We start from the raw sequence: 15,895 nt of genomic DNA on the forward strand, positions 1-15,895 counted from the left end.
ACAAAGGCTTTCAGCCGCAGAGCAAACCACCCGTTCACACGGGTGGTTTTGATTTTTTTGGCGTGACTTCACCATCGTCGTTGAAAGTCCATTTGTCCAAATCTTGATCAAAAATAATTTTGTCAAACTCATCATCAAGAACTTTAAATATTAGTAATGCTACTTTATTTCCTTGGTCAATGACAGTTTCGATTGTGCTTTGACTGCTTGTATATTCATATTCAAATCCTTTGATTCCCACTAAAACTCCCGCCATTTTAACATATTTAACTTCGCCAAACTCATGTCGACCAGTAGTAGGAGCATCTGGGTTTCTGGGGAGTCTATCGAATATTGGCTGTAAAGCAGACTGAAGATCCTCCAGGGGGTTACCTGCTTGATCATAAAAATAAGTGCTTCTTGTCCTCGTATCTTGAGTTTTATTAACCTCTTCAGGATTAGCTTGAGCATGAAATTTTTCTATTTCCTGCTCATTAGCTGCTATCCAAGATAATTTTGGTGTGTTCCTAAATATCACCGTTGCTTGTATATGTATTGTTTTTATTCGCCCCTCCCAGTCTTCTTCTTTGAATCCTCTAAGTATGGCTAATTTTATTCCCTCATCTTCCGCAAAATCCCTAGCTCCCCTTGTATATCCTACAGTGGTAACAACAAAAGCTTCATCAGGTTTAATTTGTGAAACAGCGCCAAAGAAATCTCTTACAATGCTTATACCGACCTTTGAATCATAGTCCTTACATTCAATTAGAATTCTTTTTGAAACGTTTAATCCTGGGTTTTGAACTGTAACATCAATTTGATGGCCAGTTTTTTTTCCATCCCCGCGAAGAGTTAAATCATGGACAACAACATTATTCTGATTTAACACTTTAAACACAACTGCTGCCATTTTTTCGTATTTTGTTCCTTGTTTCAATTTTTCCTCAGCAATAAATTCGTCGTAAATAGTATCCATCTCACTCATTTTTAAGCCCCCTGTTTAATTTATTTGAATGTTAGCACGAAATTATCAAGTGTTGGTTATAGAAAGATCATTTTCATACAAGAAGGAAATAAAGGACACGAGAAATGACCATAAAATGAACGTTACTTGAGCGTAATCTGACGCGATGTTGAATACCACATGACGGTTTTTCCGTGATAGTATGGAAGCATAGAAAAAGGCGAGAATGACACGCACGGCTGCAATTGCAGCGGATGACCGGGGCGTAACTCTTCTCGCCTTTTTCAAATTATTTCAAGAAAGGCTTGGTCAGATATAGAGTGTAGCCATCCATTGATTGCTCTATATCAGGGATAACCGGTAGTCCCTGTTTCAAGGTTTTAATGAACTCTTCAAATGTTTCACCGTTTTTAAGTTGAACTTTAAGATAGCCTTGGTACCCTGTTTCTTCACTGTCGGTTCCTTTCAACAACCTTTCTGGAACAGAATATTCGAGTTTATTAAAGAGAACTTCGAAGAGCCATTCGACATTCTCTTCACCAGGATACAGTTCAACATAATGCTCTGATTTTTTGATTGCTTCAATTTTTATCATAAGAGCCCTCCAAAAAGTATTTTTACTCTCTATCAGTATATGACGTTCCATCCAGGATATTGTCAATATATTTAATTTTTTGAAAGAAAAATTTTAGTGTTATTAAGGTTTAGTTGTCGGAAAATAATTGTTTTCATAAATTTGTTGGATTTTTCTGGCGCAGATTTTTTGTGTCGGCAGGCACGGTCGCAGCAGCTCCTGCCAAACTTGCAGCCTGGAAAATGCAAGGGCGCTTTATTGGGTGGATGGACAGGGGTTAAACAATTCTGCACCCAACAATGTGTGAAGAAGGGAAATCCCTCCTAATGTCGAATAATAAGACTCAGGGGGGATTGAAAATGACTGATAGAAAATGTTTCGTAATAACACCAATTGGACCTGATGACTTGTCAATAAGAAGACAAGCGGATGGTGTTATTGATGCAGTAATCGAACCCATTCTTAACGAGATGGGTTTTGAGAAAATGGTTGTAGCTAACCTGACTGGGCTAAATCCGAATGTTTTGTACGAATTGGCTATAAGAAACTCGGTAAGAAAACCAGTTGTCCAAATATGTGAAAAAGGGCACAACGTTACCGTTCGATATCAGTGAGCAAAGGACGATCTTTTACACAAATGATATGAAGGGGGTATTGGAGCTAAGTGAGTCATTCAGAAAAATGGTTAGTGAAGCAATGACAGATACCAAACCAGACAATCCTGTGTACCGCGCAATTAAAGCAGAAAGTATCATTCAAAGTGTTGAAGTTCCCGAAGCGGAGAAGTATTTAATTAGTAAATTAGATAACTTAGAAGAGAAATTAACAAACTTTATGTTATCAGCCAAATATAAACAGTAATGAGATTCGGACTTCAAAAGAAAGAAGATATATTAAGGAATTAATAAAGGAATCAGGAGTATTTGAGAAAAAAGCGTTTTCTACTGAGGAAGTAGAGGATTTCCTTCTAAACAATGGTATAAACATACCGAGCAGAAATTTGCTAAGGAGGATTATTCATGAGGCAGCTAATGAATATCACAGTGGGGGAACGAATGCAGGATAGCACCTTCGGGTGCTTTTTCTTATGCTCATAAAACGAAATAAGAGGCTATTTCAGCCCTTTTCCTTCTACACGTCTGAAGAATGTAAGCGGATGAAGAGAAACATTCAGCAGAGGGCCGCAGATTAGCTGTGCGGCTCTATTTTGCATGAACTTATATAGGAAACCGTCTCAACTCAAATATGAATCTTGCCCCTATTTATTGCCTGAGTGGTTCACGATTTGTTGTACCAGTTAGATTTCCTCTTCCTAGCGTAGAATAATAATCTATGTGCATCTGTACTGCATTTAGTGCATTTCTCCAAGCTTCTTCACCAAAGTCTTGTCTGATACTTTGAAGTAAAAATTTATTAGTTTGATTATTAAATGCTCTTTTATATACTTCACTATTCATCATAGCCAGGAATATGGTAATAAAGGCATGAGCAGAGCTTTGATTCATACCAGTAACTCTATTAATTTCAACACTCCCTGCAGTTCTTGTCATTTGGTTAGAATATACCTTTTTTGCTATTTCATAAGCACCTTTGCTCATTTCCAGAGTAATTTTTGTCATGTGTGAACCCCCTATTATGTACTTTTTAAAAATTAATTCTGGAGTAAGATTGAAAATCCTTCTAATAGAAGCATTAAGAACTGTATTAAAATGTGACTATAAATTGAGCGTTAATTGACCTATATATGTTCCTAAGTTGAACACCATATGACCGTTTTCCCATGATAATATAGGAGCATAGAAAAAGGCGCGAATGACACGCACGACTACAAAGGCAGCGGATGACCGGGGCGTAACTCTTCTCGCTTTTTCTATTTTTTGCAGGAATAAAGCCCCAATTGTCGAATGGTGAGATATAACATTCGATGGGGGATTTTATCATGTCAGTTTTCAATAGTGGATGGTTTGGGACTTTAATTGGAATTGTTGGCATTCTGGTGTCGATCTATTTCTATCGTAAAGATAAAATAGGCGCACGATTGGACTATCAAATGGCTGAACTGAAAATACTCGATCATAATAATCTTGCACTTGGTATGACAGTGAATTATTTTGATAAACCTATAACTCGGCTAATAAAAACTCAAATAGTTATATGGAATTCTGGTCAAAAAACCATTGATGGTAATGAGATAGTTATCGATGACCAGTTAAAATTTTCTTTTGATTCTAGTGAAGTGTTAAGTTGCAATATAGTTTTACCCTCGAGAGAGATTAATAAATGTGTTGTAAAAAAAGATGAGATGTATCTAAATAGTTTTTATTTTAATTTTGATTTCTTAGATCCTAAGGATGGAGCTGTAATTGAAATCTTACATACTGGAGAGGAAGTTTACCCTAAGTTTTCAGGAAGTATAAAAGGAATGAAGGATAGAATTCGAAACAGAGGCTTGACCACGTATCCGATAATTCAAACTACATTAAAAAAAGCTAGAATTATTAACCTTCTTATTTGGATTATTTCTTTAATAATATTAAGTCTTTTTACAATTGGAGTGCTTTATCTAGTGGAGTTGATATCTGGTAATGGGATAATGGATAACAAAATATCACTTGGTATCGGCATAAGTCTTGGGTCTTTTTTTGTTGTAAACAAATTCAATATTTTTAAGCGAAAAAAAGCACCAAAAAATTTAATAACTATTAACCAATAATCGATAATCACTTTAGACACTATCTTTCGCAAATAGAAATGTGTGAATTAGGAGGTTTATTCCTAATTCCCAATTTTAACATTTAAACGAGGAGAATTTTACTATGTTACTAACAAAGAGCAGAATTAGCGATGTCAAGATAGAACCATATGAACTATGCCCTTGTAATTCAGGTGCTAAGTTCAAATTTTGTTGTTATAAAGAGGCAAAAGCTCATAAACCCAAAAATTTAATTGATAAAACTATACGGATGCTCGTATAAATTATTTACTTAACCAGCACTGGCAAAGTACTGACTTTAAAACGTGTTTTGCATTCGATAATGAAGGATGTAATGGGCAGATTAAAGGCGCACATTCCATCCAAAATAATAGAATTCTAAATAGGATAAGTGGAAGTGGGCACATATATACAATTAAATCTACAGGAACTAAAGAGGGTGTAACTTCTACACTTGCTAAAATAAGTAAAAATAAAGCAAGTACGTTTTTTGGTTTTTGTGATCTTCACGACACTGAATTATTTAGACCTATCGAGATAAAAGAATATAATGAAGAGCCTATTCAGAATTTTTTATTTGCATTTCGAGCACATTCAATTGAGCACCATAGAAAACTTAGAAAACTAATTTCAATAAAAAATATTTTTAAAGAATCTCCTAGTCACATGCTAAATATAGAAAGTGTCTATATGTGTAGAGTTGCTCAATTCGATGTTAGGGATTGTGAATCCGACTATGCTCTTTTTCGGAATGATTACAAAGAAAACAAATTTAAAGACTTGAGAACTATATACCGGAAATTAGATTATGAAGTGGGATTCGCAGTTTGCTCTTCTTTTGCAATTGAACATGATTTAAAAGGTAACTTGATCAATAATATTTATAGTGTTGGTTATGAGCATATGCCGTCTATTTATGTAAATATTATCCAACCAATGGCGGAACTAATATTATTTTATCGTACCATTCAGCATTTGGAGGAGCTTATAAGGACTATTTTGACCAAATTGAAAAACCTTAGCGAGGAGAGCCTACTAAGGTACTTAAATTTTTTAATAATTAATTATACAGAGAATGTATTTTTAACCCGTCATATATCGAAAACTTATCCCCTAAAAAAAGAGATTCACTTTTACGGAGCTTCGAAAGTTCTATATACCCTTTAGAAGTTTCTTTTTTATTGAGTGAGGACTTCGAGTTTAATTTATTTGATAAAAGCCTGGATAAATTAGCTGTTTTCAAAAAATTCTGTGATTCTCCTTTTTTCCTGTATATGGGAAACTGACTCAACACAAATAGGCGAATGGAGTAAGCAAGGGGATTGTTGCGATTTCATCCTTGACCAACCTTATACATTGTCTGATACTGGAAGATGATGATTTACGGTATAATAGGGGGTTGTTCATTGATGAGGAAAAGAAAAAGTGGAACTCCATTTGAGATTGCTGTGATGGATATTCAAAAATTAATTGATCCCAATTCCATTGTCAGTCATGACGAAAAAATAATTGATAAATATGGCCATCCACGTCAGTTTGATGTTGTTATTAGAGGGGAGTTAGGTGGCCGAAAACTCCTTGGGGTGATTGAATGTAAGGATTGGAAAGCAAAAGTCGACCTTCCCGTCGTTGATGCTTTTATCACCAAGATGAGAGATATCAACGCGAACTTCGGGATGATCTTTTCTAATTCCGGTTTTACCAGTAGAGCAATTGAAAAGTGTGTAGAGAATGATATAGGTGTAAAGTCTCTTCTTCAGAACGATACCCTGAGTACAAAAGTGAAAATAATGTATCACGTATATATGAAGTGTTACGATTGGAGAAACTTTAAAGTTAGAATGTTTGGTACTGGTTCTGCTAACTGGGATCCGGAAACTACCATTAATGATATGTTTATAAATGGACAGAATTTATTGGAATGGTTCCAGCATCATTTAGATTCAATGCCTAATCTAGAGATTGAGGGGCCGTATGAAAAGGAAGTGAAATTTAGTTCTCCACAAGTCGTTCAAGCACGAGGACATTCAGTGGTTGTTGAACGATTAGTTTTTATGGCAACAAGAGTTATGCAACTAAAGCACACCGATACTGATATTAAAGGTGACGGTATTTTTGATTGGGGTGAAAACTCAATGTCATTTCCTGAGAACTGGACGATTGAAATGAGAGTACCCGATGACCCAAGTCAATGGGAGGACTACGACGGTCCAATTCGGGAAGGGTTTGATATTAGATTTGGAGTAACTGCAATTCAGTATAACAAAGAACATCCTCCTCTTAAAATTGAAGAATTATAGCAAATTTAGCTGCTTTAAGAGCAGCTTTTAATTTTGGAGGTGATGGTGTAGCATGGCAAGAGAACGTAGTCCCGACCGAGACAAGGCAAAACAGATGTGGCTGGAGAGCGGCGGAACGATGAAGCTTAAGGAATATCTCCGCCGCTCTTTCTGTTCCGGACAAAAAGGTTCGGAAGTGGAAAACACTAGACGAATGGAGAGGCTGAGGTGAGGAATCCCTTCGACTACCGAAGAGCAACAATGGGAATATCATAGCGTACTTGCATGCTGCTCCTCGCGGTTTAATGTAGGATAAACATTTTGAAACCTTCCGTGAATGCGGGTTTATAGTTGCTATAATGTTCTTACAAACCAATATTCTGGAGGTAAGAAAAATTATGGATCGACGATATAAATTACCCCATATCCTTGTGACAGAAGGTGACCAAGAGAGTGGGTTCTATTCTGGGAGGCTAATTGAGCTCGAAAGCGACACAGAGGTTATTTTCAAGCCAGTTAAAGATAACCACAAAAATGGACTACAGGAAATGAGACGAAAGTGCGCGGCTTACTTGAGAGGTAGAGGGTACCCTGCTGGTTATTTAATCCAACATCATTGCATAAAGCCAGAAAGGCCGGAAAAAGACAGCCCTATAGAAAGTTGGACCATATATGAGCTTGACTAAGACAAAGAAGAGTCGCTGATGATACAGCGGCTTTTTATTTTGGGGAAAGGGTGAGGAACACGAATCTGACCCGGTAGCTCATCAGGTAAGTAAGCAAAGGGGTACAGCCTTGAGTTTTTAACCTGTTATCGACAGCAAGAGATAATAAATGATATCAACCAACTTCAAACTACAAAATAACATTCCTTTATGTGGTAAATATAGAATCGAAAGTACTATTTTGTGATAATAAGTAAAATGATAGAATTGAGTTAGGAATCGGCCGATCCTAAAAAAAGTCGAGAAAGGCGGAGTTACTAATGGAAATTGAAAAAAATGCTCTCTATTCTTCTTATATCATCGAGCCTTTTAGCTATCTCGCCATCTGCTTTTGCTGATTCGGCTGAACCTGCTACGGCACAACCTTCAGGTACCATCACGCCATATGTGTCTGGACTCGGGGATACTCGTGAGACTGCTATTACACTTATACCTAATCAGGAGTACAGCTTGTATATTGACAAGGCACAAGATGTTGATTGGTACAAGTGGACGAATAATACCGGGACAGGTCGATATATCTACGGAGCTGTTTGGAATCAAGGAAATGAGAACTCACACCAACTTGCATCAATTGTTCAATACAACCAAAAACGTGAAACTACAATGTTGTATGCAGAGCCTGCTATCGCGGGGCAAACTTCCGGAGCTTCTAAAATGATGAATCTCTACGTACCCGATGGTGGAACAGTTTATTTTAGAATCAATGCGAATAAATTTGTAGCCACAGAGCAGTATAAATTTCAATTCATAGTGTATCAACCCGAGTCTTAATAATTTAATATACGAACCAAAGAGGCATCCAAGATGGGGGTCTCTTTTTTGTTTCGTTTTCGATTTGTGACCTCGAGGAGGAGTAAAGAAGCTGATTCGGTGGTTGATCAGGAAAACAAAGAATGCTGCCAAGCCAGCACCATGAATCGGAAGGAGAGACGACATGGACGACAAGAATAAAGCATGGGCTCCTGGCGGAATTGTTGCAACAAGCGACCTTCGCAATATTGGTGTGAATTGTGAGGAAGTGGTCATGCCCCAATGATTGAATTGGAGTTCATCGTAGGGGACAACAAGGCGGTTGATGCAATATTGACGGAAGTGCACCCTTCTACGCCTCGTGTGAGCACGTTACCAGACGGGCAGAAGGACACATTGTAGGCGTTTTGATGAAATGAAACTAACGCACGTCAAGGTCATTGAAAGGGCTGAGAGAGGTGAAATTTTCGGTCACGGGTCCTTCTGGGGAATAAAAAGGACTGCGGGATCTGCTCATAGCAAATTTCACTAGTTCCTCCAACTCCGTACATTCGCTTTGCTTTGCCATTTATGAAATCAATGTAAATGCCAATTTGTGCAAGCACATCGGTATCAAATACTGTTGCGGCACAGCCGGTATCGATAGGACGTTCGGCAAAATAATCGATTGATGGTTACGAGTTAAAATTAAAGATACGATTGGCAAGCCATGCCGGAGATGTATCTTCATGGGCGTTGCCGCACGCCTGAAAAGAACTCTTCAACCACCTCGACATCCCTTCGGCTCGTATGGAATACGTACAGCTCGCGTGTCGGATGCAATTTGTAAAAATGCTTGTATCCGCTCCATGCATCTTGAGGATTGTCGTAATCCTGTATAACCGCCATATCCTCCAGCTGACGCACATGGTTATTGGAGCTTGCTTTTATCGCCTCAACCAATACAAAACGAGCTGGATGCAGTTCGGTAATTTCTCCCCATTTCATCAGCGTCACCTCGATTTGGTTTTCTTTGTTATATTATATCATGAATGCTGTGTCTTCCTTATTATAGGGAGGGCATGGCGAGAAGGTTTTTTGCTTTGGCGGAAAACGGTAAACCGGCATTTTATGCCAGTGCAATTTTCAAAATCCCCATCAAAACCAGAAATGCACCCAAGACGGTCATCACGAGCCCGCGGATTTGCGTGGTAACCAGATAGGCATCGCTTGGCTCCGAATCGCCTTCGACCTTCCATCCCTCGTTCGCCCTCCATCCGAATGAAGGCTTACGCATCATCAGCACGCCGAACCCGAGGATTCCCATGCCGATCAGAATTAAAAAAATCATCCCGACGATCATTTCGGTCCACTCCCTTCAACGCACATTCGTTCATGCGCGATCAAGAATAGTTTACCATCTTTTGGGCGAAGGCGCTCTAAAGTAAGATGAAAAGAAAACAGGAAAATAAAGGAAAAATAGTTTACTATATTGGCGCGCTATGTAATAATATGGATACCAAAAATACCCCGCTTTTTGGAAAGCGAGGGTATTTTAGTCTTTTATAAATCAGGACGCGAAGCTTTGACGTGCCCGGCTCGAATTTGCAGAAAACGGCGCCTTTTGCGGTTCTCGCCACGACAGCTGCTTAGACATGTCGCGGGACCTTCTCATGTATCGCCCCGCACCAGGTGTTAGACGTTGCCACGGCGAGTCAGCCGACATGTGCGTCATCCTTATCCCAGCACTCTGAGCATGGCGTTGATCATGCCAAGATGGTAATTTTCGTGTCCGAGGTTCACGGCGAACGCTTCCCCGACGGTTTCGGCCTTGGCAAAATTGTCTTTGATCGCCAGCGGCTCCCCGAGCTTGCCCGTGAAGGTGTCCTCGATCAGCTTGCATTGCTCGGTCAGCCCTTGGATCAGCGTATCCCAAGCCGGAGGCTCTCCGTTCCAGTCGGCCGGTTTCGTGCCGTTGCCGAAAAAGGCCTGATAATCGTCGGGAACGACGGAGTCTCTTCCGGAAAAACGGAACAAAATGGCACTCGTTACGGTCAGCAAATGCCCGAGCTGCCAATGAATATTGTTGTTAAAACCTTGCGGAACGACGATACGTTTGTCTGCCGGGAGATTTTCAACCTTGCTGATCACCGTATTGCGGTTTTTTAGCATCAGTCCGAATAAGTAAGCGTCTCTCATGTCATTTTCCTCCTTACGATATGTAATCTCCATTCAATTTTACAGTAGGTAAGCGGGTGGAGCAACATGCGCCATATAAGAGGATATACGGATTTTTGGTAAACATGCGGATTTTGGATAGGAAGGAAGAAGCCGATTGGAGCAAAAAAACAACGTATTTATGCTGGTATTAAGCGGCATCATGATGATCGTGGTCATCTGCCTGGTCATTATGATCATCAGGCCGCAGACGGACACATCCCATTTGACGGGGAGCATAGACACTTACAACCATGGTATCGTTACCCCAAGCTTTCCCAACGAGATGAATATCAAAACGAACGTGCCGGGAGAGCAGATCGTATCCTTGGGCGGCAACCGTTTCGCCGTGATCGACAGCAATCCGGACTCGGGTAACCACGGGACGATTCTCGTTTTCGAATACGATGAAAAGGCGCGCAAAATCCATTTTCTCGCCTCGGACAATTATGTCGCCCGCATGAATCAAAGAACGGAATAACGGTTAAAAAAAGAAATAGGTCCTAAGACGGGCCAGGCAGCGCCAAAGCCGCTGCAGTAAGGGAGGCATGTTTCAGGATGTACAAGGTTGTGCTTGTCAGACATGGAGAGAGCGTATGGAATCAGGAAAACCGCTTTACGGGCTGGACGGATGTCGATTTGACGGAAAAAGGCGTCCATGAAGCGATCAAAGCCGGGGAAGTGCTCAAATCGCTCCCGTACGAAATCGATATTGCGTTTACGTCCGTTCTTAAAAGAGCCATCAAAACACTGGATTATATTCTTGCGGAGAACGATCTTCTCTGGGTTCCGGTCCGTAAAAGCTGGAAGCTTAACGAGAGGCACTACGGCGCGCTCCAGGGGCTGAACAAACAGGAAACGGCCGAAAAATACGGAGAGGAGCAGGTAAAGCTGTGGCGCAGAAGTTATGACGTGCCCCCGCTCCCGATTACGGCGGAAGACGAGCGGTATCCCAAAAACGACCGCCGATACGGCCTCTTGACCGAACAGGAGATTCCGCTTGGAGAAAGCCTCAAAGATACGATCGCCAGGGTTGTGCCGTATTGGGAGGCCGAAATCGTCCCGCACATCAAAGCCGGCGAACACGTGCTGGTCGTAGCCCACGGCAACAGCCTGCGGGCGCTCATGAAAGTGCTGGAAAATATCAGCGACGAAGATATCGTCGATTTGAACATACCGACCGCCGTGCCGATCCTGTATGAGCTCGATGACGATCTGAAGCCGCTGCACCGCCGTTTTCTCGGCGACCAGGAACGTGTGCAGGAAAAAATCGACGTGGTGGCCAACCCGTCCAAAATTATGGAATAAAGGAATGAACGGAGGGGTCACCCGCAAGGAGGTGACTCTTCCGGTGTTTTTGTGTTACGGTATATAGTGCCGAATACACGTAAAACACCAACTTCAGGAAAGAAGGGAAATGCAGTGCCTTTTGTCAGATTTACGGGGTTCGAAAAAAACGTGGTGGAGGCGGTCGCGCCGGCCATCGTGGAAGAAATGGCAGCCATCGCCAACATTCCGCAGGAAATCGTTAAAATCGAGCTTTTGCATGTGGAAAAAATCACAAACAGCCCGCAGTCGGTTGAAATTTATATGTTCCCGAGGGAGCAGGAAAAACATGACGCCATCGCCAAAATGATCGATGGACACTTGAAGCGCCAAGGCTTTGACCGCGTGCACATCTTCTTTGTTCTGCTGCAGCATTCGCTTTATTATAAAGAGGGGATGCCTTTAAGCGGAATTCCGAGAAAGACGGTTCCCGAAGCCTGATATTACCTGTTTGAAATTAATCTCTGTAAAGGAATTGGAATATTAATTGATTACCGCTATAATCGAATGTAAGAAGCAAGGCATTTCTGGAATGTCTGCACTTTATTACATTCACAAGGAGCAATGAAACCCATGGCCAAAACTTTGATTTTCGGACATAAAAATCCGGATACGGACACGATTACGTCAGCGATTGTTTATTCCTATTTGAAAAACCAGCTCGGATTCGACACGGAAGCCGTGCGCCTGGGCAACGTGAACGGCGAAACCCAGTACGCTTTGGATACGTTTAAGGTTGAAGCTCCACGCCTTGTGGAAAAGGTTGCGGGCGAGGCGAGCGAAGTCATCCTCGTCGACCACAACGAACGCCAACAAAGCGCCGACGACATCGATCAGGTGCGCGTGACGGAGGTTATCGACCATCACCGCATCGCGAATTTCGAGACAAGCCATCCGCTGTATTACCGCGCGGAGCCGGTCGGCTGCACCGCGACCATCCTGAACAAGCTGTTCAAGGAAAAAAACGTCGCGATTCCTAAGGAAATCGCCGGCCTGATGGTATCGGCGATCGTGTCGGACACGTTGCTGCTTAAATCGCCGACCTGCACGGACGAAGACGTGGCCGCAGCCCGCGAGCTTGCCGACATTGCCGGCGTGAAGCTGGAGGAATACGGCCTTGACATGCTGAAAGCCGGAGCGGACATGAGCAGCAAAACGATTGCCGAACTCATCTCCCTCGATGCGAAAGAATTCCAAATGGGCAGCCGCAAGGTGGAGATCGCTCAGGTGAACGTCGTGGATACGAACGATGTGTTGGGCCGCCAGGCAGAGCTGGAAAACGCCCTGAACGGCATCATCGACCAAAAAGGCCTCGATCTGTTCGTCTTTGTCGTTACCGACATCCTGAACAACGATTCTGTGGCCCTGGCGCTCGGCAAAGCCGCTTCCGCCGTCGAGACGGCATACAACGTGAAGCTGGAAAACAACACGGCCGTGCTGAAAGGCGTCGTGTCCCGCAAATCGCAAATCGTGCCGGTATTGACCGAAACGCTCAGCAAATAAGTTCGGAAGCCGCAATATAGCGCTTGTCCCATCCGGGGCGGGCGCTTTTTTGCTCATAAGAAAAACGGCCGGGCGTAATTTTATGGAGAACAAACCGCGGTTAGCGCCAGTTTTTACTGCGATAAAGGCAGCGGATGCATCGATACTTAGATCATGAAAAAAACCTGTTCATGACTGAACAGGCCGGTTTTATGAGTCTGTCATTCTAGTTGAAGGGATTGGTTTTGCGTTACTGGTCTTCGTCTTCCTCCGAATCTTCTTCCGATTCTTCTTCGGAATCTTCTTCGGAATCATCCTCGTCGCCGTCGGACTCGATTTCGATGTCGGATTCTTCTTCTTCCTCGTCGTCTTCCTCGATGTCGTCGATTTGAGATTCTACCTCTTCGTCGGACAGCAGCAATTCATTTTCGAAATTTTCCATTGTTTAATCCCTCCATTTGTTAACACTTATTTATAAGTGCAGTTCCAATATACCATTCGGCTATCAAAACGTGTGTCGGAAGATGAAGCCGAAACCGCATTATTTTCCGTCAAGTTATGCCATAAAACGGGCACGGAAGCATTTTTGTCGAAAAAGAAAATTATCTCTTGACGTGTGGGGATGCTGCGGTTAAAATCTGATAAAACTATATCGTTTAGTTGCAAAACCGTATAGTTTTTTTGAGGGTAGCGATTTTCCAAGAGGAAGTGAAGGAAGCCATGTCCATTGACCGTAAACGGGAGATTATGGATACTGCCATCCATATTTTCGCCCGAAAGGGGTTTAACGGTTCGACCATGCAGGATATCGCCGAGGGTTGCGGCATGTCCAAAGCGACGCTGTATCAGCACTACAAATCGAAGGACCAGCTGCTGCTGTCCATTTTCCATATGATTAACGACAGGCTCTACGTCAAGCTTCAGGCCAGCATGGATCACGGGGACGATTCCCAGGATAATCTGAGACGCCAGATCGAGCTGCAGCTTCGCGAATCTTTGGCGAACCGCGACTTGATCCGGATGCTGATCACCGAAAACCCGAATGCCTACACCGAAGACATCGTGAAAGCGTCGGGCGCCATGCGGGCGCGGATGATCCGGCATTTCGAGCGGATGTTCAAAAAGGTGTACGGGCCGAAGATCGAGCCGTATGCGGTGGAAATGGTCTTTTCGATGTTTGCGATGCTGGAGCAGTTCAGCGTGTTGATCATTTTGGAAAACGTGGCGATCGATATTACCGAGCTTTCCCGCTATATATTAAGGCTGCTGGGATATATGGCGGAAGGGCTGATGGGGGACGATGGCGCAAAACCGATTCTTGGCGAGCATAACTATCCCGAATATTTACGATGCGAAATGCCGGAGCCCGAAACGGACGATGTGGAGAACCTGATTTGCCGGATGTACCGCAAAGCCGACGCGCTGGGGGAATCCGGGAAAAAGGAGCAGGATATCCGGAATTCGATCCTGATGCTCGACCATGAGCTGAAAAGCGCCTCGCCGCGGCGCATTATCGTACAGGGGATGCTGCATAACCTGCTTCAGGTTCAGCCGTTAACGGAGCTTGCCGGCCGTTTGGCCGCGCTGCCGGGCATCAAACGTTATTTAGAATGAGGATTAGAAAGAATATCCGTCAATAGGAAAAGGAGAACTATACTTCATGTCAGCCGGTTCAAAAATTAACAGGTCGTTGTACGTACTGATGATTAATATGTTTATTGCCATGCTGGGCATCGGGCTGGTCATTCCGATTTTGCCCAAACTGCTGGAGGATTTTCACGCCGGGGGAACGGCCGCGGGATATTTGATTGCCGCCTCGGGGCTGACGCAATTTCTGTTTTCGCCGCTGGCCGGCGAATGGGCGGACAAATACGGCCGCAAGGTGATGATCGTTTTGGGGCTGGGGCTGTTTACGCTCTCCCAATTTTTGTTCGCCGTCGCTAACGTCATGTGGATGCTGTACGCTTCCCGCTTTTTGGGCGGCATCGGCGCCGCGATGATGATTCCGGCCATGATGGCTTACGTCGCGGACAGCACGACGGAGGAAACGCGCGGCAAAGGTTTGGGGCTGCTTGGCGCGGCCATGTCGCTCGGTTTCGTGATCGGGCCGGGCATCGGCGGTTTTTTGGCGGATCTCGGACTGCGCGCGCCGTTTTACATTTCGGCTCTCGTTGCGGCGATTGCCACCGTCCTGTCTTTTTTCATGCTGAAAGAAACGCTGTCGGCGGAACGCCGCCAGGCTGCCAAAGCGTCGGAACAAAAACGCGAAAGCATCTTGAAACAGCTGGTCGCTTCCGTGAAGGCGCCGTATTTTATCTATTTGATTCTCGTATTTACGCTGACCTTCGGTCTCGTCAACTTTGAGGCGGTCTTCAGCTTGTATGTCGACAACAAATATGCCTATACTACGAAGGAAATTTCCGTCATCATCACGGTCGGATCGCTCGTAGGCGTCGTCATTCAAGGCGCGGTGATCAACAAGCTGCTGCTTCGTTTCGGCGAAAACAAGCTGATCAACGTTTCCTTCCTGATTTCGGCCATCATGATGGTACTGATGCTGCTGTCGGGCAACTTCTGGTACAACATGCTGCTGATCCTGATTTTCTTCACGTTTACGTCGATCATGAGACCGGCGATCAACACCGCCTTGTCCAAAATGGCCGGGCCTGAGGAGCAGGGTTTCGTTATGGGGATGAACAACGCCTATATGAGCCTTGGCAATATTTTCGGTCCTGCGCTTGCGGGCATCCTGTTTGACGTTCATATGAATCTGCCGTATTCCTTCGGCGCCGTCATTTTGATTCTGAGCCTCGTGTTGTCTTTAACCTGGGGCAGAAAAATGTCGAGCCTGCGCAAGCAGAAGCTGGAGACGGCCGGCACGCAAGGGTAAACATATCAATAAGA

At 43.4% G+C, this 15,895-nt stretch carries 20 protein-coding genes; 13 read left to right on the plus strand and 7 right to left on the minus strand.

Annotated elements, in window-relative coordinates; all coding sequences use genetic code 11:
* Window positions 1-34: 34 nt before the first annotated feature.
* Both GQY55_RS29985 and GQY55_RS29990 read right to left on the minus strand, forming a co-directional pair.
* A complete protein-coding gene (locus GQY55_RS29985; protein ID WP_160045586.1) occupies window positions 35-964 on the minus strand; it encodes a restriction endonuclease in 930 nt (309 codons plus the stop codon).
* A 268-nt stretch (window positions 965-1,232) separates the two neighbouring features.
* Window positions 1,233-1,538, minus strand: coding sequence for a hypothetical protein (locus GQY55_RS29990; protein WP_160045587.1), 306 nt, complete (start codon window positions 1,536-1,538; stop codon window positions 1,233-1,235).
* Between the two features lie 338 nt (window positions 1,539-1,876).
* Here GQY55_RS29990 and GQY55_RS29995 point away from each other — a divergent pair, with 338 nt between their 5' ends.
* Both GQY55_RS29995 and GQY55_RS30000 read left to right on the plus strand, forming a co-directional pair.
* The gene (locus GQY55_RS29995; RefSeq protein ID WP_160045588.1) at window positions 1,877-2,131 is read left to right on the plus strand and encodes a hypothetical protein; all 255 of its coding nucleotides are present in this window, start codon (window positions 1,877-1,879) and stop codon (window positions 2,129-2,131) included.
* 28 nt (window positions 2,132-2,159) lie between these two features.
* Entirely contained in the window at window positions 2,160-2,378 is a 219-nt protein-coding gene (locus GQY55_RS30000) for a hypothetical protein (protein ID WP_236575961.1), read from the plus strand.
* Window positions 2,379-2,779: 401 nt separating this feature from the next.
* On the opposite strand, the gene GQY55_RS30005 is transcribed toward GQY55_RS30000, so the two are convergent.
* Complete coding sequence (locus GQY55_RS30005; RefSeq protein ID WP_160045590.1) at window positions 2,780-3,136, minus strand: hypothetical protein; 357 nt, start codon at window positions 3,134-3,136, stop codon at window positions 2,780-2,782.
* Window positions 3,137-3,456: 320 nt separating this feature from the next.
* On the opposite strand from GQY55_RS30005, the gene GQY55_RS30010 reads away from it, so the two are divergent.
* The 5 genes from GQY55_RS30010 to GQY55_RS30030 all read left to right on the plus strand — a co-directional run bounded on the left by GQY55_RS30010 (window position 3,457) and on the right by GQY55_RS30030 (window position 8,008).
* Window positions 3,457-4,230, plus strand: coding sequence for a hypothetical protein (locus tag GQY55_RS30010; RefSeq protein ID WP_160045591.1), 774 nt, complete (start codon window positions 3,457-3,459; stop codon window positions 4,228-4,230).
* 103 nt (window positions 4,231-4,333) lie between these two features.
* Window positions 4,334-4,492: an SEC-C metal-binding domain-containing protein gene (locus GQY55_RS32180; protein WP_160045592.1), complete on the plus strand. Its 159-nt coding sequence runs from the start codon at window positions 4,334-4,336 to the stop codon at window positions 4,490-4,492.
* 1,147 nt (window positions 4,493-5,639) lie between these two features.
* Window positions 5,640-6,530, plus strand: coding sequence for a restriction endonuclease (locus tag GQY55_RS30020; RefSeq protein WP_160045593.1), 891 nt, complete (start codon window positions 5,640-5,642; stop codon window positions 6,528-6,530).
* 52 nt (window positions 6,531-6,582) lie between these two features.
* Window positions 6,583-6,741 (plus strand): phage terminase small subunit-related protein, encoded by a 159-nt coding sequence (locus GQY55_RS32185; RefSeq protein WP_442953651.1) that lies wholly within the window; start codon window positions 6,583-6,585, stop codon window positions 6,739-6,741.
* A 760-nt stretch (window positions 6,742-7,501) separates the two neighbouring features.
* Window positions 7,502-8,008, plus strand: coding sequence for a hypothetical protein (locus GQY55_RS30030; RefSeq protein WP_160045594.1), 507 nt, complete (start codon window positions 7,502-7,504; stop codon window positions 8,006-8,008).
* 705 nt (window positions 8,009-8,713) lie between these two features.
* Here the strand turns inward: GQY55_RS30030 and GQY55_RS30035 are convergent.
* The 3 genes from GQY55_RS30035 to GQY55_RS30045 all read right to left on the minus strand — a co-directional run bounded on the left by GQY55_RS30035 (window position 8,714) and on the right by GQY55_RS30045 (window position 10,165).
* A complete protein-coding gene (locus tag GQY55_RS30035) occupies window positions 8,714-8,974 on the minus strand; it encodes a hypothetical protein (RefSeq protein ID WP_160045595.1) in 261 nt (86 codons plus the stop codon).
* Between the two features lie 121 nt (window positions 8,975-9,095).
* Window positions 9,096-9,329, minus strand: coding sequence for a DUF6199 family natural product biosynthesis protein (locus tag GQY55_RS30040; protein WP_236575962.1), 234 nt, complete (start codon window positions 9,327-9,329; stop codon window positions 9,096-9,098).
* A gap of 374 nt (window positions 9,330-9,703) precedes the next feature.
* Window positions 9,704-10,165 carry a DinB family protein gene (locus GQY55_RS30045; protein WP_160045596.1) on the minus strand — a complete coding sequence of 154 codons (462 nt, stop codon included), beginning with the start codon at window positions 10,163-10,165 and terminating at the stop codon, window positions 9,704-9,706.
* 136 nt (window positions 10,166-10,301) lie between these two features.
* Between GQY55_RS30045 and GQY55_RS30050 the strand changes: the two genes are divergently transcribed.
* From GQY55_RS30050 to GQY55_RS30065, 4 genes are all read left to right on the plus strand, one after another.
* Window positions 10,302-10,664 (plus strand): hypothetical protein, encoded by a 363-nt coding sequence (locus GQY55_RS30050; protein ID WP_160045597.1) that lies wholly within the window; start codon window positions 10,302-10,304, stop codon window positions 10,662-10,664.
* A 77-nt stretch (window positions 10,665-10,741) separates the two neighbouring features.
* On the plus strand, window positions 10,742-11,491 hold the full coding sequence (gpmA, locus tag GQY55_RS30055; RefSeq protein WP_160045598.1) for a 2,3-diphosphoglycerate-dependent phosphoglycerate mutase: 750 nt from the start codon (window positions 10,742-10,744) through the stop codon (window positions 11,489-11,491).
* 114 nt (window positions 11,492-11,605) lie between these two features.
* Window positions 11,606-11,950: a DUF1904 family protein gene (locus GQY55_RS30060; RefSeq protein WP_160045599.1), complete on the plus strand. Its 345-nt coding sequence runs from the start codon at window positions 11,606-11,608 to the stop codon at window positions 11,948-11,950.
* 132 nt (window positions 11,951-12,082) lie between these two features.
* Window positions 12,083-13,012, plus strand: a complete 930-nt coding sequence (locus GQY55_RS30065; protein WP_160045600.1) for a manganese-dependent inorganic pyrophosphatase — start codon at window positions 12,083-12,085, stop codon at window positions 13,010-13,012.
* Window positions 13,013-13,241: 229 nt separating this feature from the next.
* Here the strand turns inward: GQY55_RS30065 and GQY55_RS30070 are convergent, their stop codons facing one another.
* Window positions 13,242-13,433 carry a hypothetical protein gene (locus GQY55_RS30070; RefSeq protein ID WP_160045601.1) on the minus strand — a complete coding sequence of 64 codons (192 nt, stop codon included), beginning with the start codon at window positions 13,431-13,433 and terminating at the stop codon, window positions 13,242-13,244.
* A 278-nt stretch (window positions 13,434-13,711) separates the two neighbouring features.
* On the opposite strand from GQY55_RS30070, the gene GQY55_RS30075 reads away from it, so the two are divergent.
* Together GQY55_RS30075 and GQY55_RS30080 are read left to right on the plus strand one after the other, a co-directional pair.
* Window positions 13,712-14,605, plus strand: a complete 894-nt coding sequence (locus GQY55_RS30075) for a TetR/AcrR family transcriptional regulator (protein ID WP_160045602.1) — start codon at window positions 13,712-13,714, stop codon at window positions 14,603-14,605.
* A 46-nt stretch (window positions 14,606-14,651) separates the two neighbouring features.
* Entirely contained in the window at window positions 14,652-15,881 is a 1,230-nt protein-coding gene (locus GQY55_RS30080) for an MFS transporter (protein ID WP_160045603.1), read from the plus strand.
* Window positions 15,882-15,895: the final 14 nt, after the last annotated feature.

The sequence above is a fragment of the Paenibacillus sp. USDA918EY genome (assembly GCF_009870825.1).
Classification (GTDB): Bacteria; Bacillota; Bacilli; order Paenibacillales; family Paenibacillaceae; genus Paenibacillus_AQ; species Paenibacillus_AQ albilobatus.

Coding starts and splice junctions, on each gene's coding strand:
- GQY55_RS29985 (WP_160045586.1), bottom strand. CDS start 964: ATGAGTGAGATGGATACTATTTACGACGAATTTATTGCTGAGGAAAAA.
- GQY55_RS29990 (WP_160045587.1), bottom strand. CDS start 1,538: ATGATAAAAATTGAAGCAATCAAAAAATCAGAGCATTATGTTGAACTG.
- GQY55_RS29995 (WP_160045588.1), top strand. CDS start 1,877: ATGACTGATAGAAAATGTTTCGTAATAACACCAATTGGACCTGATGAC.
- GQY55_RS30000 (WP_236575961.1), top strand. CDS start 2,160: ATGAAGGGGGTATTGGAGCTAAGTGAGTCATTCAGAAAAATGGTTAGT.
- GQY55_RS30005 (WP_160045590.1), bottom strand. CDS start 3,136: ATGACAAAAATTACTCTGGAAATGAGCAAAGGTGCTTATGAAATAGCA.
- GQY55_RS30010 (WP_160045591.1), top strand. CDS start 3,457: ATGTCAGTTTTCAATAGTGGATGGTTTGGGACTTTAATTGGAATTGTT.
- GQY55_RS32180 (WP_160045592.1), top strand. CDS start 4,334: ATGTTACTAACAAAGAGCAGAATTAGCGATGTCAAGATAGAACCATAT.
- GQY55_RS30020 (WP_160045593.1), top strand. CDS start 5,640: ATGAGGAAAAGAAAAAGTGGAACTCCATTTGAGATTGCTGTGATGGAT.
- GQY55_RS32185 (WP_442953651.1), top strand. CDS start 6,583: ATGGCAAGAGAACGTAGTCCCGACCGAGACAAGGCAAAACAGATGTGG.
- GQY55_RS30035 (WP_160045595.1), bottom strand. CDS start 8,974: ATGAAATGGGGAGAAATTACCGAACTGCATCCAGCTCGTTTTGTATTG.
- GQY55_RS30040 (WP_236575962.1), bottom strand. CDS start 9,329: ATGATCGTCGGGATGATTTTTTTAATTCTGATCGGCATGGGAATCCTC.
- GQY55_RS30045 (WP_160045596.1), bottom strand. CDS start 10,165: ATGAGAGACGCTTACTTATTCGGACTGATGCTAAAAAACCGCAATACG.
- gpmA (WP_160045598.1), top strand. CDS start 10,742: ATGTACAAGGTTGTGCTTGTCAGACATGGAGAGAGCGTATGGAATCAG.
- GQY55_RS30065 (WP_160045600.1), top strand. CDS start 12,083: ATGGCCAAAACTTTGATTTTCGGACATAAAAATCCGGATACGGACACG.
- GQY55_RS30070 (WP_160045601.1), bottom strand. CDS start 13,433: ATGGAAAATTTCGAAAATGAATTGCTGCTGTCCGACGAAGAGGTAGAA.
- GQY55_RS30075 (WP_160045602.1), top strand. CDS start 13,712: ATGTCCATTGACCGTAAACGGGAGATTATGGATACTGCCATCCATATT.
- GQY55_RS30080 (WP_160045603.1), top strand. CDS start 14,652: ATGTCAGCCGGTTCAAAAATTAACAGGTCGTTGTACGTACTGATGATT.